The following is a 23,496-nucleotide window of genomic DNA, read 5'->3' as shown; positions in this document are numbered from 1 at the left end:
AAGGTCGACTTCTCATACCCAATCTGGCATCACCCATCTTGCAATAATCCTTTTTCCATAGAATTTCTCTTCAAAAAAAAGAAAAAGAGACCACATCTTATGTGATCTCCTTGTTTAGCAACACGTGTAGAACGATTCAACGTACTAATTCCTCGGTGGAAGATTAAACTTCACTTGACCAAACAACGTATCGATGGCATTTCCCGCAAATTGATCGATAACATGTTCGTTGTTCGTATCCGTATGTTCCAAAATCAACACATTATACTTCTCATCATAATGCATTCCGCCCAAAATAAATCGTACAGGAATGTTCTGAGCCGCCCCTGCCTTCGAAATGGCCTGAATAAGTTCGGATTCATGCCTTTGTTGACTTGTCTTGTAGGTACCAACAGGTATAGTTATCGTATATGACGAGTCATCTACATGAAATGTAAATGTGTTGTTGCTTGCTGTGATGGTAACCTGTTTACTGATATCTACCGATCCCCCTACTTGCTGTCCGTGTTTGTACATCATCTTCACTCCTGCCCTATTAATCTATGAATTGTCATAATGCTAGTATAGGACATTCGTAAAATTCCATAACAACATACCAGCTACACTGGCCTAAGATCGTTGTTGAACATCCAAAAAATCTCCTGCAAAGGACGATAAGGGAAAAACCTTATTGCCTCATTCAGGAGATTTCATTGATATCTCTAAGATTATTGGATTTCACCCGATACTCGGATGTTCTAACACGTGCAATTCCGTTATTGATCTCCTTGTTTTCCACTCTGCTTGCGGTAGTCTCCTGGTGTCACGCCCATAATCCTTTTGAATACTCTGCCAAAGGAGATGGCATTGGCATAGCCCACTTGCAGAGCAATATCCTGAACAGCCATATCGGATGCAGACAACAGACGACAGGCCTTTTCGACCCTCAGTTTCACCAGAAAATCAACAAACTTCATCTCAAACTCTTCCTTGAACAGATAACTCGCATATTTACCCGAGATCTGAAACCGATCACTCAGATGTTTCAGCGACAGATCCGGATCATCAAAATGCTCTTCAATATATATCCGCAGCTCGTTGATCATCGCGCGATGACTTTTCGTTTCATTTACAGATACATAATTGCGATAAACCTCTTTAAGCCACTCCTGCAAAATCTCTTGAATCCCCTCCAGTGTCTCCACCTGCTGGATATCACTGCGAAGACGAGTCAGGATTTCCTCGGCAAATTGGCTTTGCAAACGCTCAGACAGTTCCCCGAATTCACGGGACAACATCTGGATTAACGCCTGCAGCAACATGCGAATATCGTTATCTGTAATCTGATCTTCATTAAACGCAACAAACATCTGATCCAGCTGCGTTCGCCAACCATCGCCGGTTAGTCTGAATTCACGGACAAAGTCTGCGAGCATCTGCAAATACTTGTACGATTGCAGCTCAATACGATCCGGCAGTTGCTCACTGAGAACGATGGCATCTTTACCAAGGGTAAGTCTATGCCGCAAACCCGCATCTGCACTCGCATAGGATCGAGTAATCTCATCCCAGCCCGATACGGTTCGTCCAATCCCAAACGTAAACCGGAGGCGGAAGTTTTCCGCAATCCACATATGCATCTGCTTAGCCAGATCCATAAGCAATTCACGGTCCAGTCCTTCCTGCTCATCCGACGCAATCACCACAATAAGCCTGCGGTTCCCAAACCATTCAGCCCAACCACCGAATTGAGTCTCGTTCTGCACAAGTTCTTCCACTACGTTCATGAGCGCAATCTTTAGAATATTCTGATTGGTCGAGAGATCGTCACCATTCATCTCTGCAATGAGCACGGCAACACTCTTCGGTTCCATGAATCGTTCCTCTAGCGGTTGCAGATGGCGAAGTCGCTGACGGAACGAATCCATCCGCTCCCCTTCCATCAGATCAACAAGCAACTGTCTGCGATGAATCAGCAAGTTTTCATGATGTTGTTTCTCATAGTCAACCGTCTGAGCAATCAAATGTTCCAGCGCACGGTCGATGAGTGCCAGTTCATCTTTGACAGATGGAGCAGCTTCATCCTCCTCGGCACGTGGCTGTAACGCCTGAATTCGATTCATGATCAGCTGAATGGGGCGTGTATTTCTCCGAGTAATGTAGATTAGTCCCGCCACCGCACCAACAATCGTTAATAAACCAATACCGATCCACACATAAGAAACAAGGGATACCCATGAATACAGTTGTCCGGATTGAATACCACTCTCAAAGACCAGACCAAGTTTGTCCGCAGTCACACGATTAAGGATTTCACCTGCTGAAGGGTCCATTTGATGCGCGGTATAGATCAGATTGTCGCTCTTATCCCGAACCTGAAGAACAGATAACTTTTCATTGGTCATGTTATCAATCTGCCGTTCCACTGCATACATGCGGATGGTAATGACGAGCAGTCCTTCCCCGCCCCACGGTAACGGAAGCCACTTATTCATGCTAATCACCTGTGAAGGTACGTCGAAGGAACGTTCCTTATAATCACGTGGCAGGTTCCAACCGAGGTTCTCCCGATCTTTCAAGGCTTGCTCAATATAGGCACGATCTTCGAAATCTTCCAAACGCATCATGCCTCTGGGCGTAAGAATCTGGGAATCGGACATACGATAGAGATAAATGGATTGAATCATATCCTGCTGATCCAGCATACGTCCCAGCCCACTTGCCGCATCATAGATGAACTGACTCGATAATTGTCTCTGGCCAGCTTCCAGAAAGCGACTATATGTTTTGTTTGCACCAATGTCTTCAAGCAACCGAAGTTCAATGTCACTTAACGAGCGCTCCAATGTATCCACGATATAGCGGGTGGAGATCATATCGGCTTTTTGTGTTTCGTTACGTGAGAGTTCGTTGACAATCAGGAAGGAGAGAAAGATCAGAATGGAAATCGTAAGCAGAAAAATAGGAAAATACGAATACATCAACTTGGTGTGCCAATTCCGCTTCAGATTTACTTTCATAGGCTCCAACTCCTTCCATTTCTATTCTAATGAGTATGCTCTTCTCTGTTCTTTGGCCTGCCTGCTGACGATATACAGAATCACCGATCCTAGTGCCGCACTGATCGTGCAAGCCAGATACATCAGTGATGGACCGCCGGAATCGAGTAAATATCCGTTAAGCATATTACCAACAATTCCGCCCAGGCCAGCAAACACCATGTTAAATAAACTTTGTCCTGTGGCCTGCATCTCACGTCCCGTAACGGAAGCCACATATTCCACTGCTGCGATATAGAAGAATCCGAAGGATAACCCATGCAGCACCTGAACGCCAATCATGACCTCAGGTGTTGGCCATAGCCATTGTATCCCCCAACGTAACATATACGCCCCTGCTGCAAGCAGCATCGTCCGTTCATGCCCCCATTTTCGGAGTATGAATGCCGCTGCCAACATGGATGGAACATTAGTAATTGACGCCAGCAACAGTGCTGTACCCGTCATGGTCACAGAACCGCCAGCCATCTGAAATGAAATAACAAAAAAGGAGTTAAACGCAGTGAGCGTTTGGTTAACCAGGAAACAACCTGTTAGAAATAGAAGGAATGTCCGGTTTCGGAGCAATCTTGCCAAACCTACGGAGAAGGTTACCGAGGACGAGGAGATACTCGTCTGCCGGGGAAGTGTACTTGCCAGTATAGCGCTCAGAATGTTAAACAGGAGAAATGGCAGCCATAACATGTGAATGGAAAACTGGGAGAGATACATCCCTGCGGCAAATCCACCAACTCCCGTTCCTATGCTGCCGAAGAGTCGGATCATGCCATATGAGGTGTTTGCGGCTCTCGCGGCTGTAACCGCATAGGAGTCAGCAACGGGTATTTGAGTCACTTGGAATATAGTGCATAAAGTATAAATCAATATTAATATAAAGTACACTTGAATATTGTAGAAGTACGCTAACGACGCAGGAACAAGCAGGCTTATCACCAGGACGAACCGTGTCTTTTTAAACTTATCTACCAGAATTCCCCATATAGGTTGAAGAATAATGGATACAAGTGTGCCAAACGCCATAATAAATCCGGTTTCTTTGCTGGAAAACCCTTGTGCTACCAATATGGGATTAATGTACGGGTTAAACATCCCCCCGGCAAGCCCCATAAACAGATATAGGCCCTGTAATTTGAGTAAAACACGTTTTGCATCATTGGAATCGGCTTTTGTTTTCTCTGTGTAAGCCTTCATATGTCTACTTCTCATCCGGATCTCCATCCTTTATTTCTGTAGTTGCTTCGCCTATTCTCTATTTTTATGTGCGTGTCAGACTCGATTTGATTGCAGCCAATGCCCCGATTGCTCCTGCTTTGTTCCCCAGTTCAGCTACAGCTAAAAGTGTAGGTAGAACAGTGTAACGTTGGAGGCGCGTGCGCACTTCATTTAGATAATAGGATGGGTTGGATGCAGCCACGCCACCACCGATCACTATAATGGAAGGATTGAGTAAAGCCGTAATATTCGCCAGACCTCTAGCCATATAACGCATAGGCAGTTCCAGAATCTCAAGTGCAGCAACATCACCTGATTCGGCTGCTCTGAATACATGTCTGGCTTCAATCTGTTCCACTTCCCCTCCTGCCAGACTCATAATCAGGGATAAGGAACTCCCCTTTCCAGCAGCAAAATAACGCCTCGCCTGTTCGGTAATTCCCGTACCTGAAGTCACTTGCTCAAATACGCCAAAGGAATCCGCATCAGCAACGTAACCGGTATGAAGCCCTTCGTCTCCTGCAATAAAATGCCCAATCTCACCTGCTGCTCCATTCTGGCCGCTGTAGAGTTGTCCATTCAGGATAAGAGCAGCTCCAATGCCTGTTCCAACCGTGACCATCACACAGTGTTGATGTCCCTGCGCTGCCCCTCGATCATATTCTCCCATTGCGGCCAGATTCACATCATTGTCCAACATAATATTCCCGCTGTAATACTTCGCAATAACAGGGCGAATATCTAGCTCAGGCCACTGAAAAGCTGGAGCATTTCGCAGTATCCCCTCCTCCTGCAGAATCACACCAGGGAATCCCAAGCCTGCACCGGAAAGTTGATTCAGACTGCATCCAACTTCGCGGCAGAACGTTTCCAATTCAGCGAATAACCATCGGAAGAACTCATCCGGCTGATCACTGGCAAGCGTAGGCAAGATACGTTCATGAACTTCACTTCCAGCCTGTTGTGATGACAAGAGCATTAATGTTTTGGTTCCTCCAATGTCAATACCTGCAATCCAGCCGGATCGATCCCCTCTAACCGTACCATCCTGATTGGACTGATAATCATTACTTACGTTTTTCACGGATTCTGTCATCCCTTTCCCCTCCTCACATGTTGTATATCCAACCTCTTATTCCATGGCTTCCTGCTGAAGGTTCAGCATCGTTTGTTGTATGGCTATTTGAACCGCGCCAGTGACAACAGCCTGCTCACCAAGCTTGGAACAGATTAACTGTGGTTGCACCGGGAATTGCTCAGATATGATCTGCCTCAGTAAAGGCAATAACACATCACCGTTTCCTCCTACACCTCCGCCAAGCACAATGAGATCTGGAGCAAGCACAACGCTAATCTGCCGCAGTGCTGAAGCAATCTTCTGGCTGTATTGCTTTAAAATCTCTAACGCCTCTACTTCTCCACTACGTGCAGCTTCAAATAACTTCTCGGGAGTCAGGTGTCTGTGAAGATCATTTGCAACTACATCAACATTTACATCTGCACCCGGATCAGCAGCTTCCAATAATAGTTCATCATGCTGATCTAGATAATCTTTCGCCAGTTGCATCAGACCATCAGCGGATAGCACTTCCTCCAGACGTCGACCATCGTCCACCAGCATCTCTGCGATCTCGCCAGTTAAGCCACCTAAACCTCGAAGCAGTTGGCCATGTACCATGATGCCAGCACCCGTCCCTGTACCAATCGAGAAAAAAACAAACAAGGGATACCCTGCTGCTGCACCACTCCGATACTCCCCAAGCGCCGCAAGATTCACATCATTTTCCAGAATTACTTCACAGGGAAAAGCTCCTGACAACGACTCTAGAGAGAAAGCTTCTTCCAGACCTGCTAACGGGTCCACAATACGATGGATACGCCCTGAATCAGGCAGCACTACGCCTGGTATACCAAACCCGATGCATTGAATCTGATCCCAGTTTAGATGATTCTTATCAAGCAATTCGTTCATATGGCTTCGAAGAAGCTCCAACATCGTCGCTTCTGCTGGCTCATGAGCTTTTTGAACAACCATAGGATATGTTCGATAGGCAATGATCTCTCCATTCAGATCGGATAATGCAATCCGAATACGTGTTGCGCCGATATCTATACCACAGACATAATAAGCCGTTTCATTGAAACGAATGAGGGTTGCTTTGCGACCCTGAGCGTTGTCAGCTCTCCCCATTTCCCTCACCAGATTACGGTCAATCAGATGTTCGATCGCCAAAGACACCGTTGGTTTACTAAGTCCGGTCTGACGGCTGATATCCGCTCTCGACATCGTTCCCTGAGTTATCAGGGCATCCATAATGAGATTTTCATTCAGATTGCGGATATACTGCGGTGTGCCAGCCATGTTATCGCCTCCTCTAATAGTTAGTTAGGTTTATTAACAAATTGATTAAATTCAATATATCATCGTGCTTGGTCGGTGTACAGCTTTTTGTCATTGCACTCTTTTACTAGAAAGAACCAACCTTCACCTGTAACACAAAAGCCTAATAAAGGAATTATTATACAATAATAGACGTTTATACATTTCCGAAACAGTGACACGCTCATAGAATACCTTATCACGATCAGGGAGGTTTTAATATGTATAGAAAACATCATAAATGTCATCATCCAAGACCAAAGTGTTTTTACAAAAAAATTACGAAAACTTGTGTTACCAAAATTAAATATGTCCCTACAAAGTGTAAAAAACATTGTTGTGTCACTGTTGAATATTGTCCAGTCAAAAAAAGAAAACATTATTAATATTCTTTTGCCCTTCTCTTCGGAGAAGGGTTCTTTCTTATTGAGCTAGATTAATTACCGGGTACCATTAACCTATCAAAAAAGTTGCGGTGATATTTCCCCGCAACTCCTTTTCTTCCTTATATACATATTCATCAAGTTTTGGAGAGTTCAATAAATCCTTCACCAAATACATCACGCACGTCATGAATGGTGATAAAAGCAATCTCATCTTCTGCTCGGACAATCTTCTTCAGCATAGAAACTTCCTGTTTGCTAATCACAATGTATAGAATTTCTTTCTTATTTTTTGTGTAATAGCCATGACCGGACAGGACGGTTACTCCGCGATCCATCTTCTCAATGACTTGCTTTGCGATTTCATCCTGTTTGGAAGAGATAATCATAACGGCTTTTTTCGGATTGAGCCCTTCAATAATGAACTCCATTGTTTTGGTTCCAACAAACAGCAAGACAATTGTACACATTAATCCTTGCGGTCCAATGATGAAGTATGAGGAGAAAGCCACAATCAGATCGAAGAACAGAAGTCCGTAACTGATATTCCAATCCAGATATTTGTTGGCAAGTCGGGCCAGGATCACTGTTCCCGCCGTTGTGCCTCCCACTCTAACAATTAAGCCAATACCAAGACCGGCAAATAATCCGGCAAAAATGGTATTGATCCAGAGTTCATCCGATGCAATCGTCCAACTCTCCGTCAGATGCAGGAACAACGAGTTGAATACAACCGCAATAATCGTATACACCGTAGTTGTTTTATCAAGAAACCGATATCCCACAATTAACAAAATACCGTTCAGGATCAAGTTCATCAGTCCAGGGGACCATTCAAACAGGTAATACAAAATAATCGTGATACCCGTGACGCCGCCTTCAGCCAAATCGTTCGGGATGACAAACAGGTTCACCGCCAGTGCAAACAGAAATGCACCTGCCATAATAAATAGGATATCCGTAATTCGTTTCTTCATTATGCATTCCATCCAATCCATCAGAAATCAACCTAATCGACCCGTCTCATAAGTTGTCATAACCACTCAAGGATAGATTTTACCATGCTCTCAACAAAATTTGTATACATAATACAAATTGTTGCGTGATTTGTGCAAAGGAATTTGTAAAACCTGCTCTTCTGTCTTCTGCAGAGCTATTGAGTATCATACACCCATGACAAATGTCATGGTCCATCATTGATATTCATCATTACAGAAGGCTGACGTTTATGACTTACTGTCATGTTCGGATTGTTTTACAATGATAAAAACGCTTCCTACAGGAAAGTCTAGCGGGAAACGCCAAGTTGTAGCTGATTACAGTTATAACGATTGAAGGAGGACACAATTTTATGAACAGATCAAAAGAAATGGCCTTAAAAAAAGAAGTTACCCCTTACGAAAAAAATGATCTCAGACTAAGTATCCGCCAGTTAATCAATACATTGCTCCCGCTCTTCTTGTTATGGGCTGCAGCTTACTTTAGCTTATCGGTTTCCTACTGGCTGACCTTCCCGATTGCCTTGGTGGCATCCGGATTTGTACTTCGGACCTTTATTATTTTCCATGACTGCTGTCATGGTTCATTCTTCAAGAGCAAACGCGCCAATGATATTCTCGGTACCATTACGGGTGTTTTAACAGTTACACCCTATCAGCAGTGGAAAAACGAGCATTCTATCCATCACGCAACAAGCAGTAATCTTGACAAACGTGGTGTAGGTGATATCTGGGTTATGACGGTTGACGAATACAAAGCAGCTTCTCCTTGGGGTCGTCTCTTCTATCGGATTTATCGTAACCCGTTTGTATTGTTTTGTATCGGACCCATTTACGTGTTTCTGTTGGCTTACCGTTTTAACCGCAAAGGTGCTAGACGTAAAGAACGTATCAATACACACCTGACTACCGTATTGATCGTAGTGCTCTATGCATTCATGTCCTGGTTAGTCGGATGGCAGGCTTTTGTAATGGTGCAGGCACCTATCTTCTTCTTCTCCGGTTTCTTTGGTATCTGGTTGTTCTACGTCCAACATCAGTTCGAAGAGACATATTTTGAACATGAAGATGAGTGGAGTTATGTAAAAGCAGCTGTTGAAGGCAGTTCTTATTACAAATTGCCAAAATTATTGCAATGGATCAGTGGTAATATCGGGTTTCACCATGTGCATCACTTGAGCCCACGTGTACCTAACTATTTCTTGGAAGAAGCACATAACGCAACACCACCTTTGCAAAAAGCAACTACTATTACATTACGTTCCAGTCTGGTTGCCCTGCGCTTCCGTCTGTGGGATGAAGATTCTAAACAGTTTATTAGCTTCAGACAGCTCAAAAGCTTATCCCGCAAGCCGTATGTTCAACCGCCTATCCGAGTAACCAATCCAGCGGGTCTGACAGAGAAGCCTTAACTCTGTCGGATTCGTTTTCTTGTGTTCAAGCCATAGTCATGCTACAGTCATGCTAAAGTTGAGTACAAGTGCAAGGAGGAGAATTCCATTCAAAAGTGGATGCAAAATTTTTATAAAAAAACAGGGTTGAACCTTTATGTATGGCTCGCCTTTTTCATCCTGCCATTCTATTTTATATCACAATATTCTAAATTATGGACGATGGTAACCGGCATCATCATTATCCTCGTCTTCTTCGTCTGTTACCTGCTCGCCTTCATCACCAAGGGCTGGCAGGTGTACATGTGGATTGGAATGCTTATTGCCATATCCATTACGATGACGATCGCCTATGATTATGCCTACTTCTCATTGTTTCTTGCTTTCTTTATTGGGAATATTAAAAATAAAGCCGGTTTCTTCACCCTCTACTCGGTGAACCTGGGAGCCAGTTTCGTAACCATTAATTACGGCTTCATTAATCAGAGTTCTCTGTTGGTGAGCCAACTCCCGTTTGTATTCATCAGCTTAATGGCCTCCATCCTGCTCCCAATCAGTACGTATAACAAAAACAAAACTGAACAATTGGAAGGCCAATTGGAGAATGCGAACAAGCGACTTGATGATCTCGTAAAAATGGAAGAACGCCAGCGTATCGCTCGTGACCTGCACGATACACTTGGACAGAAGCTCTCTCTGATCGGTCTGAAAACCGATCTGGCGAGACGGCTGCTCCGCAATAATCCCGATCAGGCCGAGATTGAATTGAACGACCTCAGACAAACGGCAAGTACAGCTCTGAAGGAAGTCCGGGAAATGGTCACTACCATGCGTGGTACACAATTGGTCGATGAACTGTTCCGGGCGGAGCAGATTCTGAAGGCCGCTTCGATTGAATTTGTGCTGGAAGGTAATCCGAAATTACAGGATACGTCACAATTAAATGAAAATGTGCTCGGAATGTGCTTGAAAGAAGCTGTCACGAATGTCGTCAAACACAGCCAGGCAACAACCTGTACTATCATCATTAAAGAAACACTATCGGATAATGTATTAACCGTTCAAGATAACGGTGTTGGAATAGAACGAACTCGCAAACAGGATCGGCGCGGAACAGGAATTTTGGGCATGAAGGAACGACTTGAATTTGTGAACGGTTGTCTGGATATTCGCTCTGCGACAGACATCCCGGGTACAGCGATCATTATTCATGTTCCGAAACTCGTTCGCAAACCGATAAAGGAGGCAGAATCATGATTAGAATTGTAATCGCGGAAGATCAGCGCATGATGCTCGGCGCCTTGTCCTCCCTCCTCAATCTGGAGGAAGATATGGAAGTCGTCGGACGTGCCAGCAACGGCCAGGAAGCCCTTGCCCTTGTTCAGGAGCTTGCACCAGACATCTGTCTGATGGATATAGAAATGCCCGTAAAAAGCGGCCTTGAAGCCGCAGAAGAACTCAAAGGAATGAGCTGTAAGGTCATTATCCTGACCACTTTTGCCCGGACCGGATATTTCGAACGTGCCCTAAAGGGCGGTGTCCGTGGTTACCTGCTCAAAGACAGTCCAATTGAAGAACTTGCCGAGTCGATCCGCCAAGTTATGAATGGCAGACGCATCTTCGCTCCCGACTTGGTAGATGAAGCTTATGTAGAAGAAAATCCCCTGACAGAACGGGAGAATGCCGTACTAGGCCTTATGGCAGATGGGAAAAACACCAAGGAAATCGCCGGGCATCTGTTCATCACAACGGGCACGGTGCGTAACTACATCTCCATTATTCTCAACAAGTTAAATGCCAGTAACCGGATTGAGGCCATCACTCGCTCCAAGGAAAAAGGGTGGTTCAAATGAAAGCACCGCTTTAACCCATTGAAACAAAAATAAGCATGTACCCCGGCTGCTTAAGCTGCGATAACATGCTCAAAATAAAAAGCTTGGCCCAGCAATTTCTTCCTGGGCCAAGCTTTTTTATGTGTATCGTAACAATCCAACACTCATCTCTTCTACATTGCAGAATATCCGTAAAATACTCAAGATTTATTTCACAGATACAACCATGCCAAGAGCTTCTAATGGCACTTGATCGGTCTTAAGCTGATGAATTTGGTTACCGTCCTGCCATGAGATCGTTACATGAACAGACTGTCCACCACTTGGATATTCAACCTTGATATAACCTTTATCTTTGGGTACTGGCAACGTATGTGACTCCAGGTACTCCACCATTTTCTTCGCTATGCCCGGATTATTCATTTCATCTTCGGAAACCGAACGAATTTCCAGCGTCCATCTACCTTCTTGCCAAGTCAGATATTGACTGCCTGCGGCACCTTCACTCATACCTTTGATGCCATGTCCTAGATCCACAGCCATATCTGCTGGAATATCTTTCAGGTCCGTCTCAGGGAATATTTCTGGCTGATTCGGGTCTTTATAGGTCTTCACTTCATAGGAAGCCAGTACAGGTATCTTACTGTCGGATGCAGTTAAAGATTGATCATTAATGGCAACAGACTGAGTAGTAGCGTAGAAGTTTACCTTAAATGCATCAGCAGTATTGGACAGTATTGCCGCCCCCAAAGATGTACCCTTGTCCAATGAAAATGAAGTGGGTAACGCTGCATCCTTCATCTTCAACTGGTTGCGAACTTGCTTGATCACATCATTCACACCTGATTGACCAGTGGCAATTTGGTTGTCAATTGCCTTCGATCCTGATGTGTCTTTATTATCTGTTGTGCCCGTATTCTCTTTGGTTCCTGTTTCATTTTCATTAGAGAAATCAGCACCACCACTTCCGGTCTCGGTCTGCTCCCCCACTGTTGTCGTTGGTGAAGAACTATTCTCTGATGTTGCTGCATTTGAATCCGGTCCGCCACATCCTGCCAGAGCAAGTAAAACGGCTGTCGTTACTGGAATCGTGATCCATAATGGCTGTTTCTTCATGATGTGTACCTCCTTCGTTGTAGCCAATCTAAAAATTAAAAAGATTAACGCTTGTCGTTCCAGAAGTTAACCGGCTGCACTTTTTTGCTTAATACTTCAAAACGATACCCTTCTGCCTTCAATGTTTTCAACACTTGCGGTAATACTTTCAGCGTTGCTTCCTGGTCGTGCATAAGCACAACTGGCGTTGTTCCACTCTTTTGCACATTGTGGATTTGCTTCATTACACTGTTATAAACTTTCTGGTGATCTTTCTGGTATTTCCAGTCTTCCGAATCCACATTCCAATCCCATAGATGGAATCCACCCTGTCCCAGCAGTACATTACGGAATGCCGGTTTGAGATATGGTTTACTACCATATGGCGTCCGAACGAGACTTGTTTTAACCCCGGCAACCTTATTCAGACTTACATTGGCCTGTTGCATCTCTTTCAATCCGCTATATGCAGATTTATAGAATTTGCCTGGAACGTGAGTCACACCATGCAGACCCAATCCATGCCCGTCAGCTACGATTCGTTTGGTAGCCTTCTGAAATTTCTCCATTTGAGGACCCAGCATGAAAAACGTTGCCTTCGCATGATACTGATCCAGAATATCCAGTAACTGACCCGTATGAGCGGTTGGCCCATCATCAAACGTCAGGTATATGATTTTGGAATTCGCTTTGCTTTCACCATCCTTGGATGCAGCAGATTTGGCAGATACCGACTGCGGCAATAATAGTGGAATGATTAGTAAAATAGCAAGTGTGACCATGATAGATTTACGAATATGTAGCATAATTAAAAGTCTCCCTTTTGTGTTATATTTCCCCGGGTGTCCATGTTTTTCTACCTTCATCCCTTGGCGATTAATCCTAATACTATCAAAGATAGTGGCTCCTGTTCTCGCTCCAAAGACTACGGTAGAGTTACACTTTTGTCAGATAAACCTAAAATTTAATACGAATTTGATAGATTTGCGCAAAATAAGATCCCGCCAGGATAGATCAATTGTGACATATCCTCTATTACCCATATTCAGAATTTTGATAGACCTTTACTCCAATTCAAGCAAATCAATACAATACAATCATTAAATATCGTTGCATGCAAAAAAACCTGCACAAGTGCAGGCTTCTTTGTCTTCAATCAGCATATGGCATCAAACCATCATCCCTTGCAAGGGGATTGCCCCCATTGCTTTCAGGATCATTACCTCATGCTGTATGTACATGGTGTTTTGACGCTGGAATCTTATCGACTCCCTACGTGCATTTATTCAGCAGGAGCTGTGAACGAACGTTTGCCAAACTCGGCATCCAGCATGTAGAAGGCATTGCTGTCTTTTTCAATGCGGCGCAGCTTCTGAATAATATTGTCAAACAATGCTTCCTCTTCAACCTGCTCATCAATGAACCATTTCAGGAAATACATCGTTGCATGTTCACGTTCATTCAGAGCGATGTCAGCCAGATTGTAGAATTTTTTCGTGTTTTGCTGTTCATGAGCATAACCATGCTCAAATACATCCAGCATCGAAGCATATTCATTCTTCGGTTCTGGCAAAGCCGCAAGGGTGGCACGTTGTCCACGATCATTCAGGAATTTGTATATTTTCATGCCATGGAATCGCTCTTCTTCGGCTTGCACGATGAAGAAGTTCGCAAATCCATCCAGACTTTTGCTGGAACAATAGGCTGCCATAGCCAGATATACATGAGCGGAATAAAACTCAAAGTTCATCTGTTCATTTAAAGATTCTGTTAACGTTTGGCTCATAATCAAAACACCTCTTTCTTTCTCTAGGGATGGTTATATTCTAACATAACGTAAGCAGGACTTACACCGATTTTCTACAAAATTCGCCAAAGACTGAATGAACAAAAAAGCTCTGCCGCGATGGCAGAGCTTCTTTCATTCTTTAAAGATATGCAATTATACCAAGAACGCTTTGGAGATGATAACCAACAGGATGAACAGAACCAGAATGGCACCTACAGAAGTGAAACCTCCGTATCCGTAGCCTCTTGTTTCTCCACCTAATACTTCGCTCATTGACCGTACCTCCTCTGCAACAGGTATGGGTTATCTTATGCAGGAAGAACGACTTTGACAGGGCGGATGCCCTAATTATTCAGATTGCTGTTTTTTTCGTTCAGTACCGGGGAGATTGCACACGCATGATATCCAGAAAAGGTACCTTCGCTGTGAACTCTTCTTCGGTATACTCTACATGCACGAGTCGTGTACGGGAGTCCATTTTGACGATGACTCCTTGCACCTGATCTTCTTTGCCCCATACCGTCAACAGTACTTCCGAACGTTCCCGAAAGGCTTCAACCAGCTGGTTTCCCAACTCTTCAAGTTCAAACTCATCCCGTGTAGGTCTTTTTGCTACTTTTGCTTTTGCCAATGTGGCTGCCTCCTCTACTCCGACGTCCCGATTCCACGGGTTGATTGCCGAGTTCATATTCAGTTAGTATACCATTCATTTACGTTCGTGTAATCTCATGGCATCCAGAATGAACAAATTACTCAGGCAAGTTACCGTTAACCGTGATACCTCCTATTCTTCTCTATACTCCACAATGATGCTGTACTCATTCGATCGGGTTTCGCCAGCCCGTTTTTGTCCATTCCATTCATACGTGTACCGAGCAATCAAGTCTCCTTGCAGCGTCCCCGCCTTCTCAGAAGCTAACTTCGCTACATACGAGATGTTTTTTTCCGTTCCAGGCTCAATCACGCCCACATGCAGAACCCGTGGTGTGGAATACTCTGATATGCTCAATTGGAGCTCACCCGTAGCTTGCCCAAGCCATCTGGCACCCTCAGGTAAAATGCTCCCAAGTTGTACACGTGCCGGCAAATTGCCCGTATTCCCCACGCGTACCTGAAAAGTGACGGTACCTCCCTGCTCGACCAATGTGGGTGTCACTTGAACGTAAGCGCGAATTATCGGCGCTTTCAATTCGACCACAGCTTCATTGGATGTAATCATCCGCTGCACTGACCGTGAATCTGGCAATCTAAATGTATACATCAGGCTAGCATGATTCACATACCTGTAGTCATCAGGCATCGATTCATCTCGATCTGGAAGTTTCGCTTCGAACTGAATATTCAGTATCGACCGGGCTGTCAACGTCCCCAGATTAAGCCCTTTAACCAGATTGGTTCCGGGACGTTTAACCCCATTCCAGCCCAAACTGCCTTCGACAAATGTCATACCTGTTGGCAGTACATCCAGGAGAGTTCCATCCACCGCATAACTGCTTGCATTGGAGACGGTAATATTATATTGGACGGCATCACCCAATGTGGCCGTTACCGGGAGCACACTTTTCAGCACAGAGACCTGGGGCTGTATCACTTCCAGGGTAACCTGATTGGAGTAGACCGTCTCCTGCTGTCCTACCGAGATATATGACAGTACAGCTACACTTGATATTCCGTTCGCATCGCTTCCCCCCATAACCTGAACCCGATATTGTACCCTAATTGAGCTTCCGGGCAAAATCTCTCCAAGTTGTATACCCGTATCAGGCGTTACTTGTGGCGCAAACATTTCATCTACTATTACACTCGCAGGTATAAAAACAATACCTTGTGGCAAAGAAATCGTTACTTGGGCATTCGTGGCTGCAATAAAACCCGGATTGCTCACGATGACGGTGTACATGACAATATCCCCAGAGAAGGTATAGATGTGATCCGCCTGCAAGGAGATCTCCAGCCGGGATGAGACCAGATTGACCTCCACGATATTGGATTGTTCCATACCTGTAACCGTTCTGCCTTCCGGTGTCAAAAACTCATAGTTAACCTGTGCCTGGTTCAGCAGCTTCAGTGTCTCAGGTAAACGCAAGATTACAACTTGGAAGTGGTATCGCAACGTGGCTCCGGGCTCGATTTCGGCTGGAGGCAATCCTCTCTCTGGTGATGCTCCCGGTAACGGAATACCATCACGCAGTACACTATTGGGAAGCAGTGCCGTCTCTGCAGATAGCTGATCCAATAGGTGCACTAAGGCCGGAAGATTTCCGGTGTTAACAATTTCAACATGGTAGATAAGAGACTGCCCCAAGGCAGCCTCTGTGACATTGCACACTTTTCTGACTTCAAGCCTGGGGCCGATCCACGGTGTTACAACCGTATTCGAATAGGATACCTGTTCCAGTTCAGTCGCACCCGAGCTGAATCGAACCAGGGACTGATTCTTTAGCCAGTGGGACAACGGACCGGAAGATTGGCTCATATCACCACAACCTCTACTCTGAATGTAACCGTAACGGAAGCACCCGCAGCAATCGAACCAAGCGTGATGCCTGTATTCGGATTCCCTGTTGGTCTTGGCACACCATCCACCGTAACACTTCCTGGCACAAATACTGTACCGACAGGTACCGGGTCAACCATGACCACATTATTCACCACTTCAATGCCGCTATTGGTTACTACAACCGTATAGGTGATTACATCACCAACAACAGCATCAATGGCACTTGTGCTTTTGGCAACAACAACATTGGGTGCAGATACCGGGATAACCAGAACATTCGAAGATACGGTCCCCGTCAACAGACGGCCATCGGGTGGACTAAATGTATAGTTGGCCACCGCCTGGTTAACCAGTTGCTGATCCTGCGGCAACGTATCTACAGTCACTTCGAGGGTAACCGTTACAGTAACCGTACCTCCGGACGGTATGGTACCCACAACGATACCCGTCTCCGGATTGGCACCTGGCTGTGGAACACCATCAATCAGAACACTGTTAGGAAGCAGTACCGCTCCGTTTGGTATACTGTCGATTAATGTTAAATTAGCAGCAAGATTCCCACTATTGATAATTGCAAAAGAATACGTGATGGTGTCACCAATGGTTGCATTGGAGGTGCTCCCTGTTTTGGTTACGGCAATAATCGGCTGATAGATTGGTGTTACAACCGTATTGGAATACGCTGCTCCCGAGAAGACACCCGATGTGAAACTTACGGAAGACTGACTGCTCACTTGTGGTGGTGTTGGAAGCGTATTGACCCGCACTGCATACGATACCGCTATCGATGCTCCAGGCGCCAAACTACCAAGAGCTATGCCCAGCGCAGGGTTGGCCAAGGCACGTGGGACGCCGTCCACCAGAACACTGCCTGTAACAAATGTGGTGGCTGGGTTAATCGGATCGGTGATCACAATGTTGTTTACCGGGTCAATTCCTTCATTGGTCACAACCATTTCATACACAATCGTGTCGCCTACCACGGCATCAACTACCGAAGCCGTCTTAACTACACTCACGTTCGGAGCAGATACTTGAATGTTGAGTGCGTTGGACGTAATCGTGCCTCCAAGTGTTCTTCCATCAGGTAATGTATACGAAAATGTCGCAGAAGCCTGATTGGTAATGGACTGGCTCAAAGGTAACGTCACAATCACAACGGAGAAGGTAACCAGAGTTGTTGTGGAAACGACACCAAGCGGAATACCCGAAGCCGGATCTGCACCTGGTGCAGAAGCCCCGTTAATAATAACGCTATTTGGAACAAGCTCTGTTCCTGCCGGAATGGTATCGGTCAACGTGACGGATGCCCCATAGTTCCCGGTATTGGAAATGGCGATGCTGTACACAACGGTATCCCCTACCGTTGCTATCGTCTGATCTCCCGTTTTCACTGCCGACAGAATAGGTTGATAGACCGGAGTTGTAACCGTATTGGAGAATGTGGTCGCTGAGAAAACACCTGATGTAAAGCTGACAGTGGACTGATTGTTTAACACTGCACTTGCCGGGAGTGCCGTAACCTGCACACTAAATACAACGGTTACCGTAACACCAGGTGCGATGGAACCAAGTGTTATTCCCGTAGAAGGATTGGCACCTGGTCGCAGAACACCATCGACAAACACGCCGGTTGGCGCAAGAACGGTACTTGTTGGCACTGCATCCGTGAAAACCACATTGTTGACCGTTGCAATTCCGTTATTGGTTACAGCGATGCTATACGTTACGACATCACCAACAGATACCGCCGTCGAAGTTGTGGATTTGACGACATCGACATCCGGTGCCGATACGGTAATGGTCAGCACATTAGATAGAACAGACTCCGTGATGTTCCGCCCATCCGGCAATGTATATGATAGAGCTACCGTAGCCTGATTCACCAGTTGTTGCGGACTTGGCAGCGTATCAACAACCACTGAAAAGGTAATGGTGGTCGTAGCTCCGGGAGCCACATTGCCTGCGGGGATGCCGGTTGCCGGACTTCCTGCTGGCAGCGGTTGACCGTTCACAATAACGCTATTTGGAACAAGAATGGTTCCGGCTGGAAGGTTATCTGTCAGGTTAATCTGGGCTCCATAGTTTCCCTGATTGCTCACGGTTATCGTGTAGCTCACCGTATCCCCAACGGTAGCGTTTTGTGTACTGGCTGTTTTTTGTGCTGAAAGAATAGGCTGGTACACCGGAGTGACCACGGTATTTGAAAAGGTTGTGCTTGAGAATGTACCTGAGGTAAAACTGACCGTAGAGCGATTGCTCAACTGATTGCTTGGCGGGATCGCGTCGACACGGATACTGAACGTGACCGTTGCGGACGTTCCGGGCCCCAATGTACCAAGGGATACCCCACCTGCCGGATTGGCTCCAGGTTGCGCAACCCCATTCACTGTGACACTACCTGTAACAAAGGAGGCTCCGGCTGGAATCGGGTCCGAGAACTGAATATTGTTCACCGGTGCAATTCCGCTGTTGGTCACCAGAATGGAATAGGTCACCGTATCGCCTACAGTAGCCGCAGTGGAAGTTGTGCTTTTGACAACAGCAACGTTTGGTGACGAGACTGGAAACGTGAGCGTATTCGAAGTGGCTGAGCCAGTCAACGTCCGCCCATCTGGAGGTGTAAATGTAAAGGATGATGTAGCAAAATTGCTAAGCTGCTGCGGAGATGGAAGTGAATCCACAACAACGGCGAACGTGACAACAGCCGTCGCCCCCGCTGCTACAATGCCTACCGGAATGCCTGCTGCTGGCGTCGCTCCTGGCTGTGGCACACCGGATACAACCACACTGTTGGGTACTAAAGTAGTCGCAGCAGGAATGGTATCTGTCACGGTAACATTTGCCTCCAGATTGCCTGTGTTGCTGACCGTTACCGTGTATACAACCGTATCACCTACGGTCGCATTTACGGTATTTGCCGTTTTGACAAGTGAAATCTGCGGTTGTATAACCGGAGTCTGTGTGGTATTGGACGATGATGACCCTGAAAATGAACCGGATGTGAAGCTGACCGTCGACTGATTGTTAATCTGCGAAGGAATCGGCATGGTAATCGTCACCTCAAAAGTTACGGTAACCTCGGCTCCTGGAGCCAACGTACCGATTGGAATGCCGGCGGTCGGATTGGAGAGCGGGAACGAAGTCCCGTTCACAATGACACTTCCGGGTACAAATGGGGTATTCGAAGGAAGAGGATTGACATATACCACATTATTAACGGCTACTGTGCCGTTATTACGAATAACAGATGTGTATCGAATGACATCTCCGACTACGCCGTACTCTACATTGTCACTGTTGACAATGGTAACATTGGGCAGAGACACTGGAATAGTGATGGTGTTTGATGACGAGAGACCGGCAATTGTTCTCCCACTTGGGAGTGTGTAGGCAAACGAGGCAACCGCCTGATTAATTAACTGCCTTGCATCTGGCAAACTGGTAACCGTCGCAACAAAGGTGACCGTTGCACCTGAGCCCGCAGCAATCTCTCCTAGACTGATACCCGACTCCGGGCTGACCCCAGGGGTAGGTACGCCATTAATAATGACACTATTTGTGCTGAATACTGCTCCTGCTGGAATGGGATCTGTCAAGGTAACCGTTGCAGCTATGTTACCTGTATTGTTAATTTGGATGGTGTAATTAAACGTATCGCCTACCGTCAAACTTGTTGTACTTGCTGACTTCACCACTTGGATCACTGGCAGAAATATGGGGGTGTTTACTGATATAGAAGAAGAAACACCATTAAAACTGCCTGATGTAAATGCTGCATTGGCCTGGTTACTAACCAAACCCGTAGATGGAACGGAATTCACTCGGGTCTGATAGGTCACAGTTACACTGCTTGAGCTATTCAATGTACCCACTGCGATTCCCGCAACGGGGCTTGCGCTGGTAACAGCAGATCCATTAATCGTGACACTACCCGGGACAAATTCAGAGCCGGATGGTGTATCCGAAATCACCAGATTTTGTACTCCACTAATTCCTGCGTTTGTTGCAACAACGGTATACGTAAGCACATCTCCAACTGTCGCATCCGGTGTATTTACTGTTTTACTAAGAGAAATATTGGGAGCCGATGCAGATATACGAACGATATTGGATAAGCTGCTGCCTGAGAGATTCCTCCCACTTGGAAGCTGGTACGTATAACTTGCTGTCCCTTGATTCTCCAGTGTCGGGGGAGTCGGAAGTGTGGTGAGTGTAGCGCGAAACACCACCGTAGCCGTAACTCCCGGTAGGAGGCTGCCCAGTGTTATTCCGGTTAATGGGCTTGTTCCAGGCCGTGCAGTACCATTCACAGTTACCGAATTCGGGACAAACGTCAGCCCCGCTGGAATCGTATCGGTCACATTCACTTGAGTCGCTATATTTCCACTGTTCGTGACCACAAGTGTGTATGCAATCTGATCCCCCAGTGTCGCATTAGTTTGGCTTGCCGACTTGTTGATACCAACAACAGCTTGGTATACAGGGGTTGTAATGGAATTGGAGTTGGAAATGCCCGTGAACGAACCAGAGCTATAGGACACTACCGCTCGATTGATTAACGAACCTGAAGCAGGCAAAGACTGCACATTCACCTGAAACGTCACCGTCGCAGAACTTCCGGCCGCCAATGTCCCAATAGAGATACCACTGCTCGGATTCGCAGACGGTACGACAGTTCCCCTTACGGTTGCACTGCCGGGAACAAAAGTTGTTCCAGCAGGGAGCGCATCTGTAAGTACTACATTGTTAATCACCTGAATACCGCTGTTGGTAGTAACTACGGTGTACGTGAAGGTCTCCCCGACAGCAACATCGGTAACGGATGCTGACTTTACCGTGGTCACATTGGGCAATGTTACCGGGATTGTTAAGGTATTCGAGGCGATGTTTCCCGTGATCGTACGACCATCAGGTGAATTGAAGGAATAAGAAGCTGTCGCCTGATCCACAAGCGTCGGCGGTGTCGGCAAGCTTGTTACAAGTACCTGAAAAGTCACGGTATTGGCACTTCCTGCCGCGAGGCTCCCCAGATTAACGCCGGTAACCGGATTGGCGCCAGCAATCACATTTCCATTCAGACGAAAGCTGCCTGCTACATATGAGCTACCACTTGGAATGTTATCCCTCAATGTAACATTAGCAGCAACATTCCCTCCGTTGTTCACTTGAAGTGTGTAGGTTACCAGGTCACCCACCGTCGCATTGGTGGTACTCGCCGATTTCACAATGGACAGGTTTGGCGAATAAACAGTAAGGGTGGAGTTATTGGACGGAATAACTCCGGTAATGACCGGCCCCCCTGCTACACTTTGAAATGTAAAGGCTGCATTGGCCGAATTCACCAGTTGCAGGATGCTTGCATCCTGACCGATGAGTGCTCGATAGGTTACAACAACACTACTGGATAAAGCTAACGAACCCAGCGGAATGCCTGCCGTCACATCAAGTGTTGGACGGGATACACCTGCAACCGTGACACTGCCTGGAATAAAAGTAAGACCTGCAGGAAGTGAATCGGATAAAACAACACTGGCCGCACTCGCAGTGCCTGCATTGGTAACGGTAACTGAATATAGAATACTATCCCCGGCAACTGCACCGGCGGCCACCGTTGCCTTAGCCAATGTGATCTTGGGTGCATTAATATCAACTTGAATTGCATTGGCGTTGACAATGTAGGCATCCCCCGAGGTCGTTAATGTCAATACCGCAGATGACTGGTTATTGATCAGTCTTGCTGAAACATCCACATTGGTAATATCCCAGCCTTGACGTCCACCGATAATATTCGTACCTGGAGCCCCGTTGATCTGATTTCGTGTCCCAAACGTTCCTGTTGTATTAAGCGCTCCGGTATCTCCGTTAATCTGAGAAGCAAAAAAGTTCGCAGCTAGATTATTGGGCCCGGACAAAGCAACCGATGTAGCTGAGGTTGGCCCGAATAATGCCTGGTCACCGGTCCGGTTCGCGTCGCCCTCCTGCGCACTGAACAGTATTCTTCCTCCCAATACACCGGAAAGGGGCGTTGCAAATCCAGTCAGTGTGGTAACAACAGGTGGTGAAGTGGATTGAACAAGTACGCCGCCTGCACGCAAAGACATGTTGCGAAAAGGCAGATTGGGATTCTGATAAATGACCCCAAGTGTCCATCCCGCATGATTGGCCGTGGAATCACTTGGAATAACAATAGTGCCTACCACTGCTCCAGTGATATATGTACCGGCTCCCCCGCTTTGAACAAGTGTAGTCACATTGGCGGAACGTACATAGCCAGCAGCACCGCCCCCCAGATCGAATTGATTGTAGGTAAGTGGATCAGGAGTCACACTGGAAGTCCCTGCGGGTGTAATAAACGTAACCGGATTGTTGATGGCAGCACTCAGATTGACTGTACCATTAATGTAACTGCCGCCCCAGATCAATTCTGCATACAGAACGGTACTTCCAGCAGGTAGTGTAAGAATGGCTGCTGAACTGTTGCTCTGATACAGGCTTGTCGTTCCCAGTGGATAGGTGCCGTACTGGAGGCTGGTGTTGGTTGTGATAAAACCTCCAATACTGTCCTGTGTTCCGGGTACTCCCGCTGTTTCCGAACGACTCAGTCCAAGCGTATTTCCTGTAAATGTAATTGCTCCCGTAGCATTAACGGTTGAACGAACGACAAGAGGAATGAAGATCACCTCCCCTTCATCAATGATTTCCTACATATGGAACGGAGCCATGTATATAGTCTATGAGTGTATTGTTGAGTTTTGTTTGTCCTCCATAAAAAGTTTGTGACAACTCGAAACTTATGTGAGTCTTGTTCTCACATAACAGTTAAATACATTTGCGTTTTGTTCATTGTGATTTATAATTATCATATACGAGAGTAA

The 23,496-nt window shown here is 46.1% G+C and carries 16 protein-coding genes; 3 read left to right on the top strand and 13 right to left on the bottom strand.

What is annotated here, in order from left to right:
• Positions 1-144 precede the first annotated feature (144 nt).
• The 6 genes from MHI12_RS12920 to MHI12_RS12895 all read right to left on the bottom strand — a co-directional run bounded on the left by MHI12_RS12920 (position 145) and on the right by MHI12_RS12895 (position 7,990).
• Positions 145-519, bottom strand: a complete 375-nt coding sequence (locus MHI12_RS12920; RefSeq protein WP_405172577.1) for a hypothetical protein — start codon at positions 517-519, stop codon at positions 145-147.
• Positions 520-755: 236 nt separating this feature from the next.
• Complete coding sequence (locus MHI12_RS12915) at positions 756-2,999, bottom strand: helix-turn-helix domain-containing protein (protein ID WP_405172576.1); 2,244 nt, start codon at positions 2,997-2,999, stop codon at positions 756-758.
• 21 nt (positions 3,000-3,020) lie between these two features.
• On the bottom strand, positions 3,021-4,244 hold the full coding sequence (locus MHI12_RS12910; protein WP_341007133.1) for an MFS transporter: 1,224 nt from the start codon (positions 4,242-4,244) through the stop codon (positions 3,021-3,023).
• 49 nt (positions 4,245-4,293) lie between these two features.
• Positions 4,294-5,346 (bottom strand): ROK family protein, encoded by a 1,053-nt coding sequence (locus tag MHI12_RS12905; protein ID WP_405172575.1) that lies wholly within the window; start codon positions 5,344-5,346, stop codon positions 4,294-4,296.
• 36 nt (positions 5,347-5,382) lie between these two features.
• Positions 5,383-6,612, bottom strand: a complete 1,230-nt coding sequence (locus tag MHI12_RS12900; RefSeq protein WP_405172574.1) for an ROK family protein — start codon at positions 6,610-6,612, stop codon at positions 5,383-5,385.
• A 538-nt stretch (positions 6,613-7,150) separates the two neighbouring features.
• Positions 7,151-7,990 (bottom strand): YitT family protein, encoded by an 840-nt coding sequence (locus MHI12_RS12895; RefSeq protein WP_017688839.1) that lies wholly within the window; start codon positions 7,988-7,990, stop codon positions 7,151-7,153.
• A 374-nt stretch (positions 7,991-8,364) separates the two neighbouring features.
• Between MHI12_RS12895 and MHI12_RS12890 the strand changes: the two genes are divergently transcribed.
• The 3 genes from MHI12_RS12890 to MHI12_RS12880 all read left to right on the top strand — a co-directional run bounded on the left by MHI12_RS12890 (position 8,365) and on the right by MHI12_RS12880 (position 11,255).
• On the top strand, positions 8,365-9,423 hold the full coding sequence (locus tag MHI12_RS12890; RefSeq protein ID WP_405172573.1) for a fatty acid desaturase: 1,059 nt from the start codon (positions 8,365-8,367) through the stop codon (positions 9,421-9,423).
• 87 nt (positions 9,424-9,510) lie between these two features.
• Positions 9,511-10,659: a sensor histidine kinase gene (locus MHI12_RS12885; protein WP_405172987.1), complete on the top strand. Its 1,149-nt coding sequence runs from the start codon at positions 9,511-9,513 to the stop codon at positions 10,657-10,659.
• Positions 10,656-11,255: a response regulator transcription factor gene (locus MHI12_RS12880; RefSeq protein WP_036608692.1), complete on the top strand. Its 600-nt coding sequence runs from the start codon at positions 10,656-10,658 to the stop codon at positions 11,253-11,255. The genes MHI12_RS12885 and MHI12_RS12880 overlap by 4 nt, the downstream gene beginning before the upstream one ends.
• 186 nt (positions 11,256-11,441) lie before the next feature.
• Here MHI12_RS12880 and MHI12_RS12875 read toward each other — a convergent pair whose 3' ends face one another.
• The 7 genes from MHI12_RS12875 to MHI12_RS12845 all read right to left on the bottom strand — a co-directional run bounded on the left by MHI12_RS12875 (position 11,442) and on the right by MHI12_RS12845 (position 23,301).
• Positions 11,442-12,350, bottom strand: a complete 909-nt coding sequence (locus MHI12_RS12875; RefSeq protein ID WP_405172572.1) for a hypothetical protein — start codon at positions 12,348-12,350, stop codon at positions 11,442-11,444.
• Positions 12,351-12,394: 44 nt separating this feature from the next.
• Positions 12,395-13,135 carry a polysaccharide deacetylase family protein gene (locus MHI12_RS12870; protein ID WP_405172571.1) on the bottom strand — a complete coding sequence of 247 codons (741 nt, stop codon included), beginning with the start codon at positions 13,133-13,135 and terminating at the stop codon, positions 12,395-12,397.
• A 476-nt stretch (positions 13,136-13,611) separates the two neighbouring features.
• The gene (locus MHI12_RS12865) at positions 13,612-14,115 is read right to left on the bottom strand and encodes a ferritin (RefSeq protein WP_076217026.1); all 504 of its coding nucleotides are present in this window, start codon (positions 14,113-14,115) and stop codon (positions 13,612-13,614) included.
• Between the two features lie 156 nt (positions 14,116-14,271).
• Positions 14,272-14,391 (bottom strand): hypothetical protein, encoded by a 120-nt coding sequence (locus MHI12_RS12860; RefSeq protein WP_017688846.1) that lies wholly within the window; start codon positions 14,389-14,391, stop codon positions 14,272-14,274.
• 100 nt (positions 14,392-14,491) lie between these two features.
• Entirely contained in the window at positions 14,492-14,749 is a 258-nt protein-coding gene (locus MHI12_RS12855) for a YolD-like family protein (RefSeq protein WP_036608707.1), read from the bottom strand.
• A 153-nt stretch (positions 14,750-14,902) separates the two neighbouring features.
• Positions 14,903-16,594: a hypothetical protein gene (locus MHI12_RS12850; protein ID WP_405172570.1), complete on the bottom strand. Its 1,692-nt coding sequence runs from the start codon at positions 16,592-16,594 to the stop codon at positions 14,903-14,905.
• Positions 16,591-23,301, bottom strand: a complete 6,711-nt coding sequence (locus MHI12_RS12845; protein ID WP_405172569.1) for a hypothetical protein — start codon at positions 23,299-23,301, stop codon at positions 16,591-16,593. The genes MHI12_RS12850 and MHI12_RS12845 overlap by 4 nt, the downstream gene beginning before the upstream one ends.
• Positions 23,302-23,496 lie beyond the last annotated feature (195 nt).

The organism is Paenibacillus sp. FSL H8-0280 (assembly GCF_045040665.1).
Taxonomy (GTDB): Bacteria; Bacillota; Bacilli; order Paenibacillales; family Paenibacillaceae; genus Paenibacillus; species Paenibacillus xylanexedens_A.
The sequence above is the reverse complement of the archived record's forward strand: the minus strand, read 5'-3'. Positions and strand labels throughout refer to the sequence as shown.

Excerpts from the sequence above, each read along its gene's own strand:
- MHI12_RS12890 (WP_405172573.1), top strand. The coding sequence starts at position 8,365 with ATGAACAGATCAAAAGAAATGGCCTTAAAAAAAGAAGTTACCCCTTAC.
- MHI12_RS12850 (WP_405172570.1), bottom strand. The coding sequence starts at position 16,594 with ATGAGCCAATCTTCCGGTCCGTTGTCCCACTGGCTAAAGAATCAGTCC.
- MHI12_RS12875 (WP_405172572.1), bottom strand. The coding sequence starts at position 12,350 with ATGAAGAAACAGCCATTATGGATCACGATTCCAGTAACGACAGCCGTT.
- MHI12_RS12915 (WP_405172576.1), bottom strand. The coding sequence starts at position 2,999 with ATGAAAGTAAATCTGAAGCGGAATTGGCACACCAAGTTGATGTATTCG.
- MHI12_RS12900 (WP_405172574.1), bottom strand. The coding sequence starts at position 6,612 with ATGGCTGGCACACCGCAGTATATCCGCAATCTGAATGAAAATCTCATT.
- MHI12_RS12895 (WP_017688839.1), bottom strand. The coding sequence starts at position 7,990 with ATGAAGAAACGAATTACGGATATCCTATTTATTATGGCAGGTGCATTT.
- MHI12_RS12920 (WP_405172577.1), bottom strand. The coding sequence starts at position 519 with ATGATGTACAAACACGGACAGCAAGTAGGGGGATCGGTAGATATCAGT.
- MHI12_RS12865 (WP_076217026.1), bottom strand. The coding sequence starts at position 14,115 with ATGAGCCAAACGTTAACAGAATCTTTAAATGAACAGATGAACTTTGAG.
- MHI12_RS12910 (WP_341007133.1), bottom strand. The coding sequence starts at position 4,244 with ATGAGAAGTAGACATATGAAGGCTTACACAGAGAAAACAAAAGCCGAT.
- MHI12_RS12880 (WP_036608692.1), top strand. The coding sequence starts at position 10,656 with ATGATTAGAATTGTAATCGCGGAAGATCAGCGCATGATGCTCGGCGCC.
- MHI12_RS12905 (WP_405172575.1), bottom strand. The coding sequence starts at position 5,346 with ATGACAGAATCCGTGAAAAACGTAAGTAATGATTATCAGTCCAATCAG.
- MHI12_RS12870 (WP_405172571.1), bottom strand. The coding sequence starts at position 13,135 with ATGCTACATATTCGTAAATCTATCATGGTCACACTTGCTATTTTACTA.
- MHI12_RS12860 (WP_017688846.1), bottom strand. The coding sequence starts at position 14,391 with ATGAGCGAAGTATTAGGTGGAGAAACAAGAGGCTACGGATACGGAGGT.